We start from the raw sequence: 18265 nt of genomic DNA on the forward strand, positions 1-18265 counted from the left end.
GGGCCTCTGGGGGTGTCTGGGGGGGGGGGGGGGTGGGGGGGGGGGCGGGGGGGGGCCCCCCCCCCCCCCCCCCCCCCCCCCGGGCCGTCACTTGGACTCGAGGACCTCGCTGCGGGCCCGTTCGCCCGCCTTGGTCAGCGCCTCGTCCACCGGCGTGCTCCCGGACATGATCGCCGAGTGGGTCTCCTGCAGGATGTTCTGCAACGCGGCGGTCTGCGCCGAGACGGGGTTCTCCGCACGGGTGTCGTGCGTGGTGAAGGTGAACTTGGACAGCTCGTCCGACGGCATGCCCTGCACGCCGAAGTACGCCTGGACCACCGGGTCGGTCAGCGTCGCGGGCGTGATGCCGATGGACGCGAGCGCGGTGGCCGCGCCCTCGCCCGCGGCGAAGGTAAGGAACGCCTTGGCCGCCTTGGTCTTGCCCTCGTCGATGGCGGCGTTGACGCCGATGCCGGTGGGGTCGCCGAACGTGATCGGCTTGTCCTTGGCGCCCGCGTCGGCCTGGGGCGCCGGCGCGAAGCCCCACTGGAACGACTGCGCGGCACCGGACTTCTGCTGCGCGAGCAGGGTCGCGACGTACCAGCTGCCCATCAGCATCATCGCGGCCTGCTGGGTGCCGAACTGCGCCTGGTACTGGAGGGTGTTGGTGGTGGCCGTGCCGTAGTCCACCTGCGCGCCGGCCTGCTGCTGCTCCAGCGCGCGCTTGTAGTAGGGCGCCAGGTAGCCGTAGTCACCGCTGCCCAGGTCGGCGCCCGACGTCTGGGCCAGCGCGAGGCCCTGCACCGTCGACTGCCAGACGTGTTGGTAGGCCGCCTTGGCCGGGGAACCCGCGGCCTTCAGGCCCGCCGCCAGGTCCGCCGAGGCCTTCTCGTACTCCGCCCACGTCCAGGTCTCGTCGGGCGGCGTCACGCCCGCCGCGGTGAAGAGGTCCTTGTTGTAGTAGAGGTACCAGGAGTCCTGGCGGTAGGGCACGGCGTAGGTGACGCCGTCCACCTTGTAGTTGCCGAGGCCGTTGACCTTGTCGCCGAGGCCGCCGGCCACGTCCGACACGTCGAGCAGCTGCTCGCCGGCCTGGTAGGTGATGAAGTTCTTGAGGTTCTTGAGGATGTAGAGGTCGGGCCCGCTGCCGGCGGCCAGGTCCGCGGTCAGCTGCGTGTCGTAGTTGGTGGCGTCGTACTCCTTGAACTCGATCTTCACGTCCGGGTTCTGCGCCTGGAACGACTCGGCGAGCTTCTTGAACTCGGGGGTGGAGTTCAGGCTCCACGCGCTCATCGTCAGCGTGACCGGGCCGCCGGTGTCGGCGGGTTCGTCGGCGCCGCAGGCGGTGGCGGTGAGCGAGAGGGCGGTGACGGCGGCCGCGATGGCGGTCCACTTGGGATGGCGGTGTCGCATGGTCCTTCACTTCCTGGTCGAGCCACGGGGAGAACGGGGAGCGCGGGTGGGGTGCCCGCCGGTCAGGACAGCGCGACGCGGGTGCGCGCGCCGTCGGGCCACCGGGTGGTGACCCAGGTCGTCGGCCCGGGGTCGAGCCGGACCTCGGGTTCGACGGGCCGGGAGCCGGCGCCGCGCGCCAGGTCCAGCAGGACGGCGAACCACTCGCCGGGCACGACCGGGAACTGGGCCCACGGGACCGCGGCGACCGGTCCCAGGGGGCTCGCGTCCTCGTGCGCGGACACACCCGAGTCGGTGGCCTGTCCCAAGAGGACGGTCAGCGTCGAGCGCGTGCCGTCGGCGCCTTGGACGCACGGCGGTTCGGTGGACCGGGTGTCGACGGCCCCACCCGTGACGGCCCACCCGGACAGCCGCAGGGCGACCGGCGGGCGGTCCTCGGCGACGGCGTCCACGCGGACCAGGCGGACCTCCCACGGACCGCGGACGAACGAGCGCACGGTGACGGTGCCCGCGTCGTGGTGGCGGCCCGACCAGCCGGATCCGTGGCCCTGCTGCGCCTGGTCGGGCTCCAACCAGCGCACGACACCGGACGAGGACCCGACGCCCACGACGAGGCCGTGCGCGTCGATCACCTCGATGGCGCCGACCGCCATGCCGGACCGGTGGGACGTCCGGCCTTCGGCGTCGACCAGCACGACGGCCTGGTCGTGCGGGTCGGTCCAGCTGTCGCGGTCGAGCAACGGGCTGGTCGCGGTGGAGTAGCCGAAGCGGGCGTAGAGCGGGGAGTCGCCCCTGGTGTCGCCGGGGACCGCGTGGTCCGTGCCGTGGTTGACGACCCGCACCACGCCGTCCGCGACCGTGCCGCTCACCAGCCAGCCCGGGGCCTTGATCGCCCGCACGTAGTCGCCGCGCTCGACCGGCAGCGGCAGCTCCTCGGCCAGCCACACCGGGTGGTCGGCGGGCAGGGCCAACCCGAGCATGCCCTTCACCGCCCAGTACGGCGAGCCCGGGCCCGAGTACGCCTGCGCGATGCGCGGCCACCGCCCGTGCCAGCCGAGGGACAGCAGGCCGTGCTCGTCGAGCGCGCCCCGGTCGACGAAGTGGCGCACGACGCTCGTCGCGGCCCGGCGCAGCACCCCGGGCGGCGTGGACGGCACCTCGGCGAGGGCGCCCGCCCAGAAGGGGGCGGCGGCGGCGAACCGGTAGGTCAGGCTGCGGCCCTGCACGAGCGGCGATCCGTCCGCGCCGACCAGGCTGACGGCGTCGATCAGGAAGCGGTCGAGCAGCGCCGTGTCCCGTTCACGGCGGGCCTCGGCGAAGCCGGCCGCGCCGGGCATCCGCGACCACAGCAGCGGGTAGACGTGCAGCGCCCAGCCGACGTAGTGGTCGAACGCGCGCTCGTGGCCGTCCGCCATCCAGGCGTCCTCGCGGAGGAAGCCGTCGTGGGTGGCGAGGTCCTCGGCGACGTCCTCGGGCGACCACGGACCGCCGACCGACCGCAGGAACGCCTGCACCACCAGCCGGAACCACACCCAGTTGATGCGCGGGTAGGTCGGGTCGCCCACGGCGGGCGCGAGGTAGGCGACGACCCGCTCCTGGACGGCCGGGTCGAGGCGGTCCCACAGCCACGGGCGGGTCAGGTCCAGCGCGAGCGCCAGCGAGGCGGCTTCGACCTTGGCCTGCGGGTGCTCGTCCAGGCGCACCCAGCGGTCCGGGGACGACGGGTCGGTGCCCGCCGCGATGCCCTCGGCGTAGAACTCGGCGAGGTTGCCCTGGTCGGCCCCGCGTTCGCCCGCGATCCGGAAAGCCGCGAGCAGGAACGTGCGGGCGAAGCCCTCCAGGCCGTCCACGTCGGTCCCGTAGCCGCCGGCCGGGCCGGGCAGGGTGATCCGCGCGTGACCGGGCGAGGCGAAGGGCCGGACGGCGCGCAGCATGGCGTCGGCCGTGCCCGCCCAGTCCTCGCGGGTCCACCCCGCGACCGGGGTCGGTGGTGCGGCGGCCCTCAACAGGGGTTCCGGCGGCATGTGACTCGTCCTTCAGCGTCGAAGGCGTTCGATCAAACGGTGCACAGTTACTTTCGTTTTTGATCGCTTTGCCTGTTAAGCAGTAAATATGTTCAGGAGCGATCGTGTCAAGACTCACATGAACGCTCTTCGCACGCATCCGCGCGGGCGCGTCGCGCGCGGACCGGCCGGTCGCCGTGGGGTGTCACGGCGAGCCGCCCACATAATTGGGGGTCACGATCAACGACGAGAGGACCTGCGGTGACGAAAGCGCGGATGGGGGACGGTGCGACCGGCGGGAAGCGGGTGACGGCCCGGCCGACCACAGGACGCGGGCTCCACGCCACGGCGCCGTCGCCACGCGCCACCGCGGCGGACGCGTCGTGAACCCCGAGGCCCGCACGCTCGCCGCCAAGAGGCACGCGTCGATCCTGGAGGCGCTGCGCCGCGACGGCGTGGTCCGGATCTCCGACCTCAGCGAGAAGATGGGCGTCACCGCCGTGACGCTGCGCCGCGACATCGCCCACCTCGACGGCGAGGGCCTCCTGCGCCGGGTGCACGGCGGGGCCACGCTCCCCACCGCCGAACTCCTGCCGCCCGCGGCCCAGCCGTCGGACGCCCCGGCCGAGCCCGCGCACTTCGGCGCCGCGGGGATGCTGGTCCCCTCGCTCGACTACTACTGGCCGGAGGTGGTCCGCGGCGCGGAGGAGGAGGCGTCCGCGAACGGGCTGCGGATCCTGCTCCGGGGCTCTTCCTACGAGAGCGCCGACGACCGACCCCAGCTGGAGCGGCTGCTGGACCACGAGGACGTGTGCGGGCTGATCGCCGCGCCCAGCCTGACCGCGCCGTCGGCCGCGGCCACGATCGAGTGGCTGAGCACCATCGACACCCCGGTCGTGCTCGTCGAGCGCGTCGCGACGGTCGGCCCGCGCCAGGCCGTCGTGGAGTCGGTGGTGTCCGACCACGCCCTGGGCGCGGCCATGGCCGTGCACCACCTCGTGTCCTTGGGCCATCGCAAGGTCGGCCTGGTGACCAGCAAGAACAGCCCGACCTCCCCGCACGTGCGCCGGGGCTGGCTCGACGCGTGCGCCGAGACCGACCTCGACCCGGCGTCCACCGTGGACACCTCGATCCCGGCGCCCGGCACGGCCGGGTGGGACACCGCGCTGGACGAGGTGCTCGACGGGGTGGCCGCGACCGGCACCACGGCGGTGCTCGTGCACGCCGACACCGAGGCGATGGCCCTGGTCCAGCGCGCCGAGCAGCGCGGCGTTCAGGTGCCGTCCGGGTTGTCGGTGGTGGCCTACGACGACGAAGTGGCGGCGCTGTTCACGCCGGCGCTCACCGCCGTGCGCCCGGCGCGGCGCTCCATCGGCCGGGCGGCCGTGTCGCTGCTGGCCGCACGGCTGCAGGACCCGGACCGACCGTCGCACCGGGTGGTGATCACCCCGTCCCTGCGCGTGCGCGGCTCGTCGGTCCCGCCACCCGGCTGACCGCACCTACCGCGCCAGCCAGCCGCCGTCGACCGGGAGGACGACGCCGTGGACGTAGTCGGCCGCGCGGGAGCACAGGAACAGCACCGCGCCCGCGATGTCCTCCGGTTCGGCCCAGCGGCCCGCCGGTATGCGTTCGAGGATGGACCGGTTGCGGTCCGGGTCCGAGCGCAGGGCGCCGGTGTTGTCGGTGGCGACGTAGCCCGGCGCGACGGCGTTGACGTTGACACCGCGCTGCGCCCACTCGTTGGCCAGGGCCTTGGTCAGGCCGGCCACCGCGGACTTCGACGCCGTGTAGCCGGGCACGGTGACACCGCCCTGGAAGCTCAGCATCGACGCGATGTTGACGATCCGGCCCGAGCCGCGGGCCAGCATCGCGCGGCCGACGTCCCGCGACAGCGTCCACGTGGCGCGCAGGTTGACGTCGATCACGTGGTCGAAGTCGGCGTCGCTGTGCTCGGCGGCGGGCGCGCGACGGATCGTGCCGCCGTTGTTGACCAGCACGTCCACGCCCCGGCCGGCCAGCAGCACGCCCAGCTCCGCCACCTGCGCGTGGTCGGCGAAGTCGGTCCGCACGGGGGTGAACACCCGGCCCTCGCCCTCGACCGCGGCCCGTGCCGGGCTGTCGCCCTCGGGCATGGACGCGCTGATGCCGATCACGTCCGCGCCCGCGGCGGCCAGCAGCCGTGCGACGGCGAGCCCGATGCCGCGCGTCGCACCGGTGACGGCGGCGGTCTTGCCGGTCAGGTCGAGCAGGCCGGCCACCTCCGGCGTCATCGCAGTGCCGCCGCGGGGTGCGGGTCCATGTCGTCGAACGCCTGGTTCTCGCCCGCCATGGCCCAGACGAAGCTGTACGCGGCGGTGCCGACCCCGCTGTGCACGGACCACGGCGGCGAGATCACCGCCTGGCGGTCGGCCACGACCAGGTGGCGGGTCTCGCTCGGCTCGCCGAGCAGGTGCACGACGCGGGCGTCCTCGGGCAGGCCGAAGTAGAGGTACACCTCCATGCGGCGTTCGTGCGTGTGCGCGGGCATGGTGTTCCACATGCTGCCGGGGTGCAGCGTCGTCACGCCCATCACGACCTGGCAGCTGCGGACGCCGTTCTCGTGGATGTACTGGGTCAGCGTCCGGCGGTTCGACGTCAGCGGGTCGCCCAGCTCGCGCACGGTGCCGGCGCCCGGCTCCACCAGCACGGTCGGGTAGGCCGTGTGCGCGGGCGCGGAGAACAGGTAGAAGACGGCGGGCGCGTCGGCGTCGTCGGAGGCGAACGACACCTCCTCGGCACCTCGGCCGACGTACAGGCAGGCGGTCGGCGCGAGCCGGTGCTCCTCGCCGTCGACGGTCACCGTGCCCGATCCGCCCACGTTGACGATCCCGGCTTCGCGGCGATCGAAGAACCGCTCCGACTTCAGCTCCGGGAACGCCGGCAGGTGCAACGGGCCGCCGCGCGGCAGCGCGCCCACCAGCACCACCCGGTCGTGGTGGCTGTAGACCGCGCGCACCTCGCCGTCGGCGAACAGGTCTTCGACCAGGTAGTGCCGCCGCAGGTCGTCCGTGGTCATGGCCGGGACCTGCTGCGGCGCGGTCGCGTAGCGCTGCTCCACGTTGCGTTGCCTTCCTTCGGATCGTTTCAGCCGGGTGAGGATCGGAAACAGTCAATCTCAGACACAAAGGAAGGGCAAGACTGTACAGTTTGCTTGTTACGATCAGTTTCGATCAGGACGACGAGGCGAGCAGGCGGTCATGGCGGACAAACCGGGTGCGGAGGCCAAGGGCGCGATGCTGCCCGCCGCCCGACGGCAGTGGCTGCTGGAGCACTTGGCGGGCCGGGGCGTCGTGCGCATCACGCACATCGCGCAGGCCATGGGCGTCACGCCGGTCACCGTGCGGCGGGACGTGAACGACCTGGCCGCCGAAGGCCTGGTGGAACGCGTGCACGGCGGCGTGAGGCTGGTCGCCGTGCGGGCTGAGGCGTCCGGCGAGGACCCGACGCCGGCGATCGGGATGGTCGTGCCGTCGCTGGACTACTACTGGCCCGAGGTCATCCGCGGCGCGCAGGAGACCGCCCACCAGAAGTGCGCGCGGCTTGTGCTGCGCGGGGCGTCCTACCAGGTCGACGACGTGCGGCACCAGGTCGAGTGGATGATCGGCAGCGGTGCGGTCGACGCGTTGCTCGTCGCACCGCCGACCCTGGGTCCCGGGGCCGAGGAGCTGATCGCGTGGCTGACGGCCCTGCCCGTGCCGGTGGTCCTGGTGGAGCGGTCGGCGGTGTCCGGCCCGTACCGGCAGCACGTCGAGTCCGTGCGCACCGATCACGCGGCCGGTGCGGAGCTCGCCGTCCGCCACCTGCACGGCCAGGGGCATCGCGGCATCGGGCTCGCGATCAGCGCGACCAGCCCGACGTCCGGCCAGGTCCGCGACGGCTGGCGCCACGCGATGACCGACCTCGGGCTGCGGCCGGCGCCGGAGGTCAGCGTCGCCGCCTACTACGAGCCGGGCTGGGCGGTCGACGTCGACCGGGTCCTGGACCTGTGCGCCGAGCACGGGGCCACCGCGCTGGTCGTGCACTCCGACCGCGAGGCGGTGTCGCTGGTGCAGCGCGCCGAGGAGCGCGGCGTCCGGGTGCCCGCCGACCTGTCAGTGGTCGCCTACGACGACGAGGTCGCCAGGTTCGCCCACCCACCGCTGACCGCGATGCGCCCGCCGAAGTACGCCGTGGGCAGCACCGCCGTGCACTTGGCGCTGGAACGCCTGGCCCAAGGCCCCGACCGGCCGGTGCGCCGGGTCGTCCTCAGTTCCGAACTGCGTGAGCGCGCGTCGACCGGGGCACGCACGGAAGCCGTACGCACGGAAGCACTGCACTGATCACCGCCCGCGGGCGGCGCTGACCCGCCCGCCCGGCTCACGGCACACCGGCCGGACGCCGACCCAACCGGCTCACCGCAGGCCGACCCCGCTGACGCGCGCGGTGCCACCCCAGCGAAGATCACCGCCCACCGGCTGCGCCGAACCCACCCGGCAAGCGCACCGAACACCAGCCGGGCGCCGGCTCACCGCACGCCGGCCGCGCTGACGCGCGCGGCGGCCCACGTGGCCGGATCGGCGACGAGCAGCCGGGCCACGTCGGCCGGCGGCAGCGGCACGGCGACGTCGGACATCGTGCACAGCGCTCCGGCCGCCGCCAGGTGACCGGACCGGAGGCAGCGCGCAGGCGGGCCGCCTGCCAGGCGGCCCGCCAGGTAACCCGCGGCGAAGGCGTCGCCCGCGCCCACCGGTTCGACGACCTCCACGCGCAACGCGGGCTCGAACACCGGCTCCGCACCCACCGCCAGCACGGACGCGCCGGCCGCGCCCTGCTTGACGACCACCGAGCCGGGCTCGGGCAGCAGCTCGCGGACGGCGGCCGGCGTGGACACGCCCCACAACGCCTCGGCCTCGTCGTCGCCGACCAGGACGAGGTCCGCCTTCGCGGCCAGCGAGCGCAGCACGTCCGGCCCCGACGGACCCCACAGGGCCGGCCGCCAGTTGACGTCGAACGACGTCGTCACGCCGGGGTGGTCCAGCAGGGCGTGCACCAGTGCCAGGCACGACGGCGAGAGCGCGGCGGTGATGCCGGTCAGGTGCACGTGCGACACCGCGCCCAGGTCCAGCCGATCGACCACCTCCGGCCCGAGCGCGGACGCCGCCGAGCCCGCCCGGTAGTAGCGCACGGCGCTGCCGGTCCGGCCCGCCTCCTTGATGTAGAGGCCCGTGGGCCGGGTCGGGTCGACCGCCACGTGCGAGACGTCCACCCCCGCCCGCGCCACGGACGCGACGACCGCCCGGCCGAACGGGTCGTCGCCCACCGCGCTCACCCAGCCGACGGGAACGCCGAGCGCGGCCAGGGCGCAGGCCACGTTGGACTCCGCGCCGCCCGTGCCCCGCGTCCAAGCGCGCACCTCCTCCGGAGGCCCCGCTTCGGCGGGGGTGAACACGGCCATCGTCTCTCCAACGCACAGCACCGCGACCACGTCGACTCCTCCGGTCTCAGACGCGAACAAAACGATCGTAAACGATCAAATAGTGCTTGACTCGACTTAAACGATCGCACATGCTCGTCCCGCAGTGGACCACCGAGCACCGGACTCCACGCACGAGCTGACAAGCGACGACGAGAGGACCGGCCATGGTGTCGGGCACCGGGCGAGCGATCGCACCGCGGGCGACCTTGGTGTCCGACACCCTGCTGGACCCGGCCGCCCTGTTCTTCGTGTCGTACGACGGCGTGGTCAACAACAACTCCTTCCAGCGCGACGCGATCGTCACCCACGCCGGTCACCAGTACGCGACCTGGTACACCGCCGGCCGCAACGCCGTCGTGGCACGCAGGCGGCTCGGCGGCGCGTGGGAGCAGGTCGTGCTGCCGCACCGGCTGAGCATCGACGACTCGCACAACGTGATCTCGCTCGGCATCTCCCCGCGGGACGGCACGCTGCACGTCGCGATGGACACCCACGACAACCGCGTCTTCTACGTGAAGTCGATCCCCGGCCTCACCACGCAAGCACTCCGCTGGGACGCTTCGGCGTTCGGCGCGGTGCAGCGGACGCTCGACGGCGTCGACCTGGGCGACCTGTCCTACCCCCAGTTCGTGGTGACCCCGGAAGGGGTTCTCCAGCTGAGCTACCGCACCGGCAGGTCGGGCAACGGCGTCAACGAGTTGGCCGAGTACGACGACGGGACCTGGCGGCGGTTGGGCGCCTGGAGTTCGGCCACCGGCGAGTACACCGGGCCGAACGGCGTCGTGTCCACGAGGCGCAACATGTACCTGCACGGGCTGGACTACGACCGCAGCGGACGCCTGCACGCCGCCTTCACCTGGCGCGAGGACGGCAGCGGCGTCCTCCACTCCCCCGGCGGCTTGGCCAACCACGACACGGGTTACGTCCACAGCGACGACCGGGGCCGCACCTGGCGCAACGACGCGGGGACCGTCGTGGGCACGACCGGCGGGACGAGGGTGGCCGTCTCCTCCCCCGGCATCCTCGTCGACCGCCTCGGCCCCGACCACGCGCTCATGAACCAGGAGAGCCAGGCCGTCGACTCGACCGGCGCGCCGCACGTGGTGATCAGCTACGTGCCGGAGCGGTTCACCCCGTACGTCTCGGACTACGCGGCACAACGGGCACGGCACGCCCGCACCTTCCACCTCACCCGCTCGGGCGGCACGTGGACCAAGCGCGAGGTCCCCGTGCCGCCGAACAGCACCCAGCGCACGAAACTGGTCCTCGACCACGCCGACAACGCCTACCTGGTGATGCCGCGCGGCCGGATCGTGGCGGCGACGAAGGCCTCCGGGTGGACCGACTGGGCCGTGCTCTTCGACCGGCCGGCGATGAACGCGTTCGGCGAGGTCAACGTCGACCCGACGCGCGTCGCGGTCGACGGCGTCCTGTCCGTGCAGTACCAACAGGCCTCGTCGGGAACCACGCCGTCGCCGATCCGGGTCGCGGACTTCCGGTTGCCCTGACCGGGTTCCCGCGTCGACGGGAACCCGGTCACCCCCTCAGCTGCGCCGCCACACCTGGTTGGGCTTGCCGTTGCAGTGCCAGAACCCGACCGCGCTGCCGTTCGCGGTGGCCTCACCGGTGACGTCGAGGCACAGGCCGGACTGGTTGTTGGTCACCGTGCCGTTCGCCTGGAGGGTCCACTTCTGGTTCGCGCCGCCGTGGCAGTCCCAGATGATCAGCCGGGCTTCGGTGCCGCCACCGCCTTCGGCGTCGAGGCACTTGGCGCCGTAGACGCGCAGCTCCTGGGCGGCGGTGTGGGCCCACTGCTGGTTCGCGCCACCGTTGCAGTCCCAGAGCGCGGGTGCGGTGCCGTTGGTCCGGCTCGCGCCCGGGACGTCGAGGCACCGGTTGGACCCGGCCCCGCGCAGGACGCCGTTGGTCGGCGTCGTGGCACCGCCGCCCCACGCCCACCGCAGCCGGTCGGCCCCGCTGGGGTTGGTGACGTTCAGGGTGAGGTCGGCGCCGCTGCCACTCAGGGTCGTCAACGAGTAGCTGTCACCGGTGCGCAGGCCCGGCCAGTACACCGAACCCATGCGCAGCGAGCGCAGGGTGTCGGTCGCGGCCTGGATGTAGGCGACCTCGTAGGAGCCGTTGACCGGGCCGTTGTAGTTCAGGCCCGAGGTCATCTCGGCGCCGAACTCGTCCAGGACGGTGCGCGAGGCGCAGGTGCCGATGCGCGCCCGCAGGTCGTCGGCCCACTGCTGCGGGCTGGTCCAGTCCTTGTGCCAGAAACCGTACTGGTGCAGCGCGAGGTAGGTGCCGTCGAGCCGGCTGTCCGCGCACACCGGCTTGACGTCCTCGCTGTAGCCCGTGCCGCCGATGAACACGCGGCCGCGCGGCACGGACGGCCGGGCGGTCAACCAGGCCGCGGCGACGTCGCGCCACTCCTGGCTGCTGTAGCCGAACGGCTCGTTCATCGGCTCGAAGTACACCGCGGCGTTGGCCGCGTACTTCGTGGTGATCCGGTTCCACATGGTGTCGAACGCGGCGGTGTCGTCGATGCGGCCGTCCTTGGCCGTCGAGGACTCCCAGTAGCCCAGGACGACCTTGAACCCCTTGGCCGCGGCGGCGTCGATCGCACCGGTGTAGGAGTCCCAGAACGGGCCGTTGACGGTGGCCGGGTTCACCGGCAGGCGCACGGTGTTGGCGCCGAGCTCGGCCTGGAACTGCCCGATGACCGCCGTCGCCTTGGCGTGGGTGGTGGCGTAGCTGTCCGACTTGGACAACCCCGAGGGCACGACCTCGTCGGCGGCGTAGTTGTCGCGCGGGTCGGCCCAGTTCACCCCCTTGAACTGGCTGGTGTCCGCGCCGGCGGGCGAGGCGGTCGCGGTCAGCAGGCCGGCCACGCCCAAGGCGCAGCCGACCGCCGCCGCGACGCGGGAGAAGCGTCGGGTGGGCGAAGAGTTCATCGTTGATCTCCTCAGGAGTGGTGCCCAGTGGAGGGGACCTTGCGGAACACGTCATGTTTGCGCAAACATGACCGGCGGCCGCGCCAGTGTGTGACCCGGGCGACAGCCTGTCAAGGGGAGTCGGTCGGGAAACCCTCACCCGGCCCCGAGCCGCCCGCCCCCTGGACAGGCCCGAGTCGACGAGCTAGCGTCGGCCGCCAAATGTTTGCGTAAACATCTTCGCCGTGGTCAACAGGAGAGACGATGACGTCCATCTCGGCGCCGGTCGAGGAGCCACCGGCACGTCCGGCCCGGCCGGCGCGCAACGTCGGCCGCCTGCGCGTCGACCGGAGGGGTTGGCTGTTCGTCGCGCCGTTCCTGGCCGTGTTCGCGCTGGTGTTCCTGGCGCCGATCGTCTACGCGGTGTGGTTGAGCCTGTTCCGCGAGCAGGTGTTCTTCGGCGGCACGGAGTTCGTGGGGCTGGAGAACTACGCGGCGGTGCTCGGGGACGGGAAGTTCTGGGAGTCGTTCCTGCGGGTGCTGCTGTTCCTGGTCGTCCAGGTGCCGATCATGCTGGGGTTGGCGCTGGTCGCGGCGTTGGCGATCGACAGCGCCCGGCTGCACGCGGCGGGGTTCTTCCGGATCGTGGTGTTCCTGCCCTACGCGGTGCCCGCGGTGGTGGCGACGCTGATGTGGGGCTTCATCTACGGCGACAGCTTCGGCCTCGTCGCGGACCTGAACGGGTTGCTGGGTGACAAGGTCCTCGCGCCGCTGTCCGGCGACTGGGTCCTGCTGTCGATCGGCAACATCGTGACGTGGGAGTTCGTCGGCTACAACATGCTGATCCTCTACTCGGCGCTCAAGGTCGTGCCGCACGACCTGTACGAGGCCGCGGCCATCGACGGGGCCGGCACGTTCCGGACGATCGCGAGCGTGAAGCTCCCGGCGATCCGGGGCGCGGTGATGATCGCGACGATCTTCTCGATCATCGGCAGCTTCCAGCTGTTCAACGAGCCGAACATCCTGCGGGCGTTGGCGCCCAACGCGATCAGCACCTTCTACACGCCGAACATGTACGCCTACACGTTGTCCTTCGGCGGTCAGCAGTACAACTACTCGGCCACGGTGGCGATCGTCATGGGCGTCATCACCGCGATCATCGCCTACGTCGTGCAGCTGCGCGGCTCCCGGAAGGGTGCGTGAGGACCGTGGCACTGTCCCCTCTCCGGCCCCGCAAGTCCCGCCTGCTGACCACCGTCATGGCGGTGTACCTGGTCTACACCCTCGTGCCGCTGGCGTGGCTGCTGATCAGCGCCACCAAGACCCAGCAGGACCTGCTGTCCACGTCGGGCCTGGCGTTCGGCGGCACGTTCGCGCTGTTCGACAACATCGGACAGACGTTCACCCACGACAACGGGATCTTCCTGCGCTGGCTGGGCAACACGCTGCTCTACGTCGTCGTGGGCGCGGGCGGCGCGACCGCGTTGGCCACCGCGGCCGGCTACGGGCTGGCCAAGTACCGCTTCCGCGGCCGACGCGCCGTGTTCGCCGTGCTGCTCGGCGCGATCGCGATCCCCGGCACCGCGCTGGCGGTGCCGACGTTCCTGATGTTCAGCAACCTGGGCCTGACCAACACGCCGTGGGCCATCATCATCCCGTCGCTGGTCAGCCCGTTCGGCCTGTACCTGGTGTGGACCTACACCACCGAGGCCGTGCCCGACGAGCTGCTGGAGGCCGCCCGCATCGACGGCGCGGGCGAGCTGCGGATCTTCTTCACCGTCACGCTGCGCCTGCTCGCCCCCGGGGTGGTGACGGTGGCGCTGTTCGCGGTGGTGTCGACGTGGAACAACTACTTCTTGCCGCTGATCATGCTCAGCAAACCCGAGTGGTACCCGCTCACGGTGGGCCTCAACCAGTGGAGCGCGCAGGCCTCCGGTGTCGGCGCGCAGCCGATCTACCACCTCGTGATCACCGGCTCGGTCATCACCATCGTCCCGCTCGTCATCGCTTTCCTGCTGCTCCAACGCTTCTGGCAGTCAGGCCTGACCGCGGGCAGCGTCAAGCAGTAACCCTCTCCCACCGCCGCGAAAGGACCCCCAACCATGTCACCCACCAGGCGCAGCCGGGTGGCCATAGTCCTGGCCACCGCCCTCGCCACCGCGCTCACCGCCTGCTCCTCCGGCGGCGACGGCGGCGGCACGACGCCGGGCGGCGCGACCGGCACCCAGGACGCGGTCGACGCCGCCCTGCGCGACGGCGGCGAGATCACCTACTGGAGCTGGACCCCGTCCGCCAAGGCGCAGGTCGAGGCGTTCCAGAAGGAATTCCCCAACGTCAAGGTCAACTACGTCAACGCGGGCACCGGCAACGACCACTACACCAAGCTCCAGAACGCCATCAAGGCAGGCTCCGGCGCGCCCGACGTCGCCCAGGTCGAGTACCAGGCACTCCCCCAGTTCGCGCTGACCGGTTCGCTGGTCGACCTCGGCCAGTACGGCTTCCAGGCGTTCGAGGGCGACTACACCCCATCGACGTGGAACTCGGTCAAGGTCGGCGGCGGCCTGTTCGGCCTGCCCCAGGACTCCGGCCCCATGGCCCTGTTCTACAACAAGGCGCTCTTCGACCAGCACGGCATCACCGTCCCCAAGACCTGGGACGAGTACGTCGAAGCGGCCAGGAAGCTGCACGCCGCCGACCCGACCAAGTACATCACCAACGACACCGGTGACGCGGGCTTCGCGACCAGCATGATCTGGCAGGCGGGCGGCAAGCCGTTCACCACCGACGGCAAGTCCGTGAAGATCGACCTCCAGGACGAGGGCGCGAAGAAGTGGACCTCCGCGTGGGACCACCTCGTCGAGGAGAAGCTCGTCTCCTCGATCCCCGGCTGGACCGACGCCTGGTACAAGGCGCTGGGTGACGGCACGATCGCCACGCTGCCGACCGGCGCGTGGATGCCGGGCGTGATGGAGTCCTCGGTGCCGGGCGGCGCCGGCAAGTGGGCCGTAGCCCCGATGCCGACCTACGACGGCGGCAAGCCGGTGACCGCGGAGAACGGCGGCAGCACGCAGTCGGTGCTCAAGCAGAGCGCCAAGCCCGCGCTCGCGGCGGCCTTCGTGCGCTGGCTCAACAACGGCAACGGGATCAAGCCGTTCCTGGCCAGCGGCGGCTTCCCCGCCACGAAGGCCGACCTCGACTCCACCGCCTTCAAGGACAAGGCCTCGCCCTACTTCGGCGGGCAGCAGATCAACCAGGTCCTGACCGCCGCCGCCGGCCAGGTCGTGCCGGGCTGGAGCTACCTGCCCTACCAGCTCTACGCCAACACCGTCTTCAACGACACCGTCGGCAAGTCCTACACCCAGGCCACCGGCCTGGACCCGGGCCTCACCGACTGGCAGAAGGCGCTCGTCGACTACGGCAACCAGCAGGGCTTCACCGTCAACGGCTGACTCGACGGCGGGACGGCCCACGACCGGCCGTCCCGCCCACCGCGCACACCCGCGCCACACCCGGAAGGAACACCCGATCCCCGTGCCCGACTTCAGCATCGGCGAGCGCGACTTCCTGCTCGACGGCAGGCCGTTCCGCATCCTGTCCGGGGCCCTGCACTACTTCCGCGTGCACCCCGACCAGTGGGCCGACCGCATCGACAAGGCCCGGCGCATGGGTTTGAACACCATCGAGACCTACGTCGCCTGGAACGCGCACGCGCCCGCACCGGACACGTTCGACCTCACCGGCGGGCTCGACCTCGGTCGGTTCCTGCGCCTGGTCGCCGACGCCGGCATGCACGCGATCGTCCGCCCCGGCCCCTACATCTGCGCCGAGTGGGACAACGGCGGCCTGCCCGCCTGGCTGTTCCGCGACCCCGAGGTGGGGGTCCGCCGCGCCGAACCCCGTTACCTGGCGGCCGTCAAGTCCTACCTCGACCGCGTCTACGACGTCGTCGCCCCGCTCCAGGTCCAGCACGGCGGCCCCGTCATCCTCGTGCAGATCGAGAACGAGTACGGCGCGTTCGGCGACGACAAGACCTACCTCAAGACCTTGGCGGAGCACACCCGCGACGCCGGCATCACCGTGCCGCTGACCACCATCGACCAGCCGACCGACGAGATGCTGGCGGCGGGCAGCCTGGAGGGCCTGCACCGCACCGCGTCCTTCGGCTCACGGGCGGTCGAGCGACTGGCCGCGCTGCGCCGCCACCAGCCGACCGGTCCGCTGATGTGCGCCGAGTTCTGGAACGGCTGGTTCGACCACTGGGGCAGCCACCACCACACCACCTCGGCCGCGGACAGCGCCGCCGAACTCGACGCGCTGCTCTCCGCCGGCGCCTCGGTCAACGTCTACATGTTCCACGGCGGCACCAACTTCGGCTTCACCAGCGGCGCCAACGACAAGGGCCGCTACCAGCCGACCACCACCTCCTACGACTACGACGCGCCGCTGGACGAAGCCGGCAACCCCACCGCCAAGTACCACGCGTTCCGCGAGGTCATCGCCCGCCACCACGACGTGCCCGACGAACCGCCGCCCCCCGCGCGACCGACACCGCGGCTCACGGTGGCGTTGACCGATCCCGTACCCCTGCTCGACCTGGCCGAGCGGTCGACCGCCTGGCAGCGCCACGACACCGTGCCCGCCCTCGACGACCTGGACGGCGCGCCGCGGCTGGCGCTGGCGACCACGCGGGTCGACGCCTCGGACCCCGCCGTGCTGTGCTTCGGCGAGGTGCGCGACCACGCCTCGGTGTTCCTGGACGGCCGACCGGTCGGCGCCCTGCTGCGCGAGCACCACCAACGCGCCCTCGGGCTGCCGCGCGCGGCCGGCGAGTTGGCGGTCCTGGTCGAGGACCACGGGCGGGTCAACTACGGGCCGCGCATCGGGGAACCCAAGGGGCTCATCGGCGGCGCGACCCTCGACGGCCGTCCCCTGACCGGCTGGAACGTGCTCCCGCTCGCCCTCGACGCGCCGCCGGCGGCGTGGACGGACGGGGACGAGCGCAGACCCGTGCCCGCAGCGGTGCCGGGTCCGGTGCTCCTGCGCGCCCGGTTCGACCTCGACCGGCCCGCCGACCTCCACCTGGACACCGGCGGCTGGGGTCGGGGCGTGGTGTGGGTCAACGGCTTCTGCCTCGGCCGGTACTGGTCGCGCGGCCCGCAGCGCACCCTGTACGTGCCCGAGCCGGTGGTGCGCGCCGAGGGCAACGAGCTGGTCGTCCTCGAACTCGCCGCGCTGACCGATCCCACGGCCCGGTTCGTGCCGGAACCGCTGCTCGGCCACACCGAGGCGTGATCGATGTTTGCGCAAACAATCCGCGCCGGGCACCGGCTATAGTGGCGACGCGCCACACGGCGTCGACGCTGCCGCCGGAGAGGAGCCCAGACGTGACAGGGGAATCCGCGTCCGGGCAGCCCGCCGTGCGGCGCGCGCCCGCCCGCCGGGTGTCCATGGCCGACGTCGCCCGGCTGGCCGGTGTGTCGGCGCAGACGGTGTCGCGGGTGTCCAACGGGCACCCCAGCGTCGTCGGCTCGACGCGCGAGCAGGTGCTGGACGCCATGCGGCGCCTCGGCTACCGGCCCAACAGCGCGGCCCGCGCTCTCAAGTACGGCGAGTTCCGCACCATCGGCGTCATCCTGTTCACCCTCTCCTCGGTCGGCAACAGCCGCACCCTGGAGGCCATAGTGGACCACGCCGCGCACGAGGGTTACGCCATCACGTTGATCCCCGTGGCCGTGCCCACCCAGGACGGCGTGCTCGGTGCGTTCACCCGGTTGGGCGAGCTGGCCGTCGACGCGGTCATCGTGATCATGGAGGTCCACCTCCTCGACGCGGCCACGATGACGCTCCCGCTCGGCATCCCGGCCGTGATCGTCGACTCCAACGGCGGGGACCGCTACACCGTCGTCGACACCGACCAGGCCGACGGCACCCGCCAGGCGGTGCGCCACCTGCTCGAACTGGGCCACCGCACCGTGTGGCACGTCGCCGGCCCCGAGGACTCCTACGCCGCCGAACGCCGGGCCGAGACGTGGCGCGCCACCCTGGCCGAAGCCGGCCTGCCCGTGCCCGCGATGGCGCGCGGCGACTGGTCGGCCGACTCCGGCTACCGGGCGGGGCTGGCGCTCGCCGACGAGCCCGGCTGCACGGCGGTGTTCGCCGCCAACGACCAGATGGCGCTCGGCCTGCTGCGCGCGTTCCACGAGAAGGGGAAGGTGGTGCCGCGCGACGTCAGCGTGGTCGGGTTCGACGACATCACCGACGCCACCTCCTTCATCCCGCCCCTGACCACCGTGCACCAGGACTTCACCGAGGTCGGCCGCCACTGCGTCGAACGCGTCCTGCGCCAGGTGCACCACCGCCGCACCAAGCCCGGCACCACGCTGGTCCCGACCCGCCTGGTGGTCCGCTCCAGCACCGCGCCGCCCCCGGCCTGACCGGAC

Annotated in this window: 14 protein-coding genes; 8 read left to right on the forward strand and 6 right to left on the reverse strand. The window is 72.2% G+C overall.

The features are described 5' to 3' along the window. Nucleotides 1–87: 87 nt before the first annotated feature. Together LNK82_RS21925 and LNK82_RS21930 are read right to left on the reverse strand one after the other, a co-directional pair. Nucleotides 88–1392 carry an ABC transporter substrate-binding protein gene (locus tag LNK82_RS21925; RefSeq protein WP_230568909.1) on the reverse strand — a complete coding sequence of 435 codons (1305 nt, stop codon included), beginning with the start codon at nucleotides 1390–1392 and terminating at the stop codon, nucleotides 88–90. A 62-nt stretch (nucleotides 1393–1454) separates the two neighbouring features. Next, complete coding sequence (locus LNK82_RS21930; protein WP_230568910.1) at nucleotides 1455–3416, reverse strand: DUF2264 domain-containing protein; 1962 nt, start codon at nucleotides 3414–3416, stop codon at nucleotides 1455–1457. A 362-nt stretch (nucleotides 3417–3778) separates the two neighbouring features. Here LNK82_RS21930 and LNK82_RS21935 point away from each other — a divergent pair, with 362 nt between their 5' ends. Beyond that, entirely contained in the window at nucleotides 3779–4888 is a 1110-nt protein-coding gene (locus LNK82_RS21935) for a substrate-binding domain-containing protein (RefSeq protein ID WP_230568911.1), read from the forward strand. Nucleotides 4889–4894: 6 nt separating this feature from the next. Here the strand turns inward: LNK82_RS21935 and LNK82_RS21940 are convergent, their stop codons facing one another. Together LNK82_RS21940 and kduI are read right to left on the reverse strand one after the other, a co-directional pair. Further along, a complete protein-coding gene (locus LNK82_RS21940) occupies nucleotides 4895–5665 on the reverse strand; it encodes an SDR family oxidoreductase (protein ID WP_230568912.1) in 771 nt (256 codons plus the stop codon). Beyond that, nucleotides 5662–6492: a 5-dehydro-4-deoxy-D-glucuronate isomerase gene (gene kduI, locus LNK82_RS21945; RefSeq protein ID WP_230568913.1), complete on the reverse strand. Its 831-nt coding sequence runs from the start codon at nucleotides 6490–6492 to the stop codon at nucleotides 5662–5664. Before kduI ends, LNK82_RS21940 begins: the two co-directional genes overlap by 4 nt. Before the next feature lie 139 nt (nucleotides 6493–6631). On the opposite strand from kduI, the gene LNK82_RS21950 reads away from it, so the two are divergent. Beyond that, nucleotides 6632–7753: a LacI family DNA-binding transcriptional regulator gene (locus tag LNK82_RS21950; protein WP_230568914.1), complete on the forward strand. Its 1122-nt coding sequence runs from the start codon at nucleotides 6632–6634 to the stop codon at nucleotides 7751–7753. A 185-nt stretch (nucleotides 7754–7938) separates the two neighbouring features. On the opposite strand, the gene LNK82_RS21955 is transcribed toward LNK82_RS21950, so the two are convergent. Next, nucleotides 7939–8889: a sugar kinase gene (locus LNK82_RS21955; RefSeq protein ID WP_308257250.1), complete on the reverse strand. Its 951-nt coding sequence runs from the start codon at nucleotides 8887–8889 to the stop codon at nucleotides 7939–7941. A 164-nt stretch (nucleotides 8890–9053) separates the two neighbouring features. Between LNK82_RS21955 and LNK82_RS21960 the strand changes: the two genes are divergently transcribed. Next, nucleotides 9054–10397, forward strand: coding sequence for a BNR repeat-containing protein (locus LNK82_RS21960; RefSeq protein ID WP_230568915.1), 1344 nt, complete (start codon nucleotides 9054–9056; stop codon nucleotides 10395–10397). Between the two features lie 36 nt (nucleotides 10398–10433). Here LNK82_RS21960 and LNK82_RS21965 read toward each other — a convergent pair whose 3' ends face one another. Next, complete coding sequence (locus tag LNK82_RS21965; RefSeq protein ID WP_230568916.1) at nucleotides 10434–11846, reverse strand: ricin-type beta-trefoil lectin domain protein; 1413 nt, start codon at nucleotides 11844–11846, stop codon at nucleotides 10434–10436. Nucleotides 11847–12089: 243 nt separating this feature from the next. Here LNK82_RS21965 and LNK82_RS21970 point away from each other — a divergent pair, with 243 nt between their 5' ends. From LNK82_RS21970 to LNK82_RS21990, 5 genes are all read left to right on the forward strand, one after another. Then, nucleotides 12090–13028 carry a carbohydrate ABC transporter permease gene (locus LNK82_RS21970; RefSeq protein WP_230568917.1) on the forward strand — a complete coding sequence of 313 codons (939 nt, stop codon included), beginning with the start codon at nucleotides 12090–12092 and terminating at the stop codon, nucleotides 13026–13028. A 56-nt stretch (nucleotides 13029–13084) separates the two neighbouring features. Then, complete coding sequence (locus tag LNK82_RS21975; protein ID WP_230568953.1) at nucleotides 13085–13894, forward strand: carbohydrate ABC transporter permease; 810 nt, start codon at nucleotides 13085–13087, stop codon at nucleotides 13892–13894. Between the two features lie 33 nt (nucleotides 13895–13927). Beyond that, nucleotides 13928–15274 (forward strand): ABC transporter substrate-binding protein, encoded by a 1347-nt coding sequence (locus LNK82_RS21980; protein WP_230568918.1) that lies wholly within the window; start codon nucleotides 13928–13930, stop codon nucleotides 15272–15274. Between the two features lie 82 nt (nucleotides 15275–15356). Further along, nucleotides 15357–17117: a glycoside hydrolase family 35 protein gene (locus LNK82_RS21985; protein WP_230568919.1), complete on the forward strand. Its 1761-nt coding sequence runs from the start codon at nucleotides 15357–15359 to the stop codon at nucleotides 17115–17117. A gap of 92 nt (nucleotides 17118–17209) precedes the next feature. Then, nucleotides 17210–18259: a LacI family DNA-binding transcriptional regulator gene (locus LNK82_RS21990; RefSeq protein ID WP_230568920.1), complete on the forward strand. Its 1050-nt coding sequence runs from the start codon at nucleotides 17210–17212 to the stop codon at nucleotides 18257–18259. Nucleotides 18260–18265 lie beyond the last annotated feature (6 nt).

The sequence above is a fragment of the Saccharothrix luteola genome (assembly GCF_020859565.1).
GTDB lineage: Bacteria > Actinomycetota > Actinomycetes > Mycobacteriales > Pseudonocardiaceae > Actinosynnema > Actinosynnema luteola.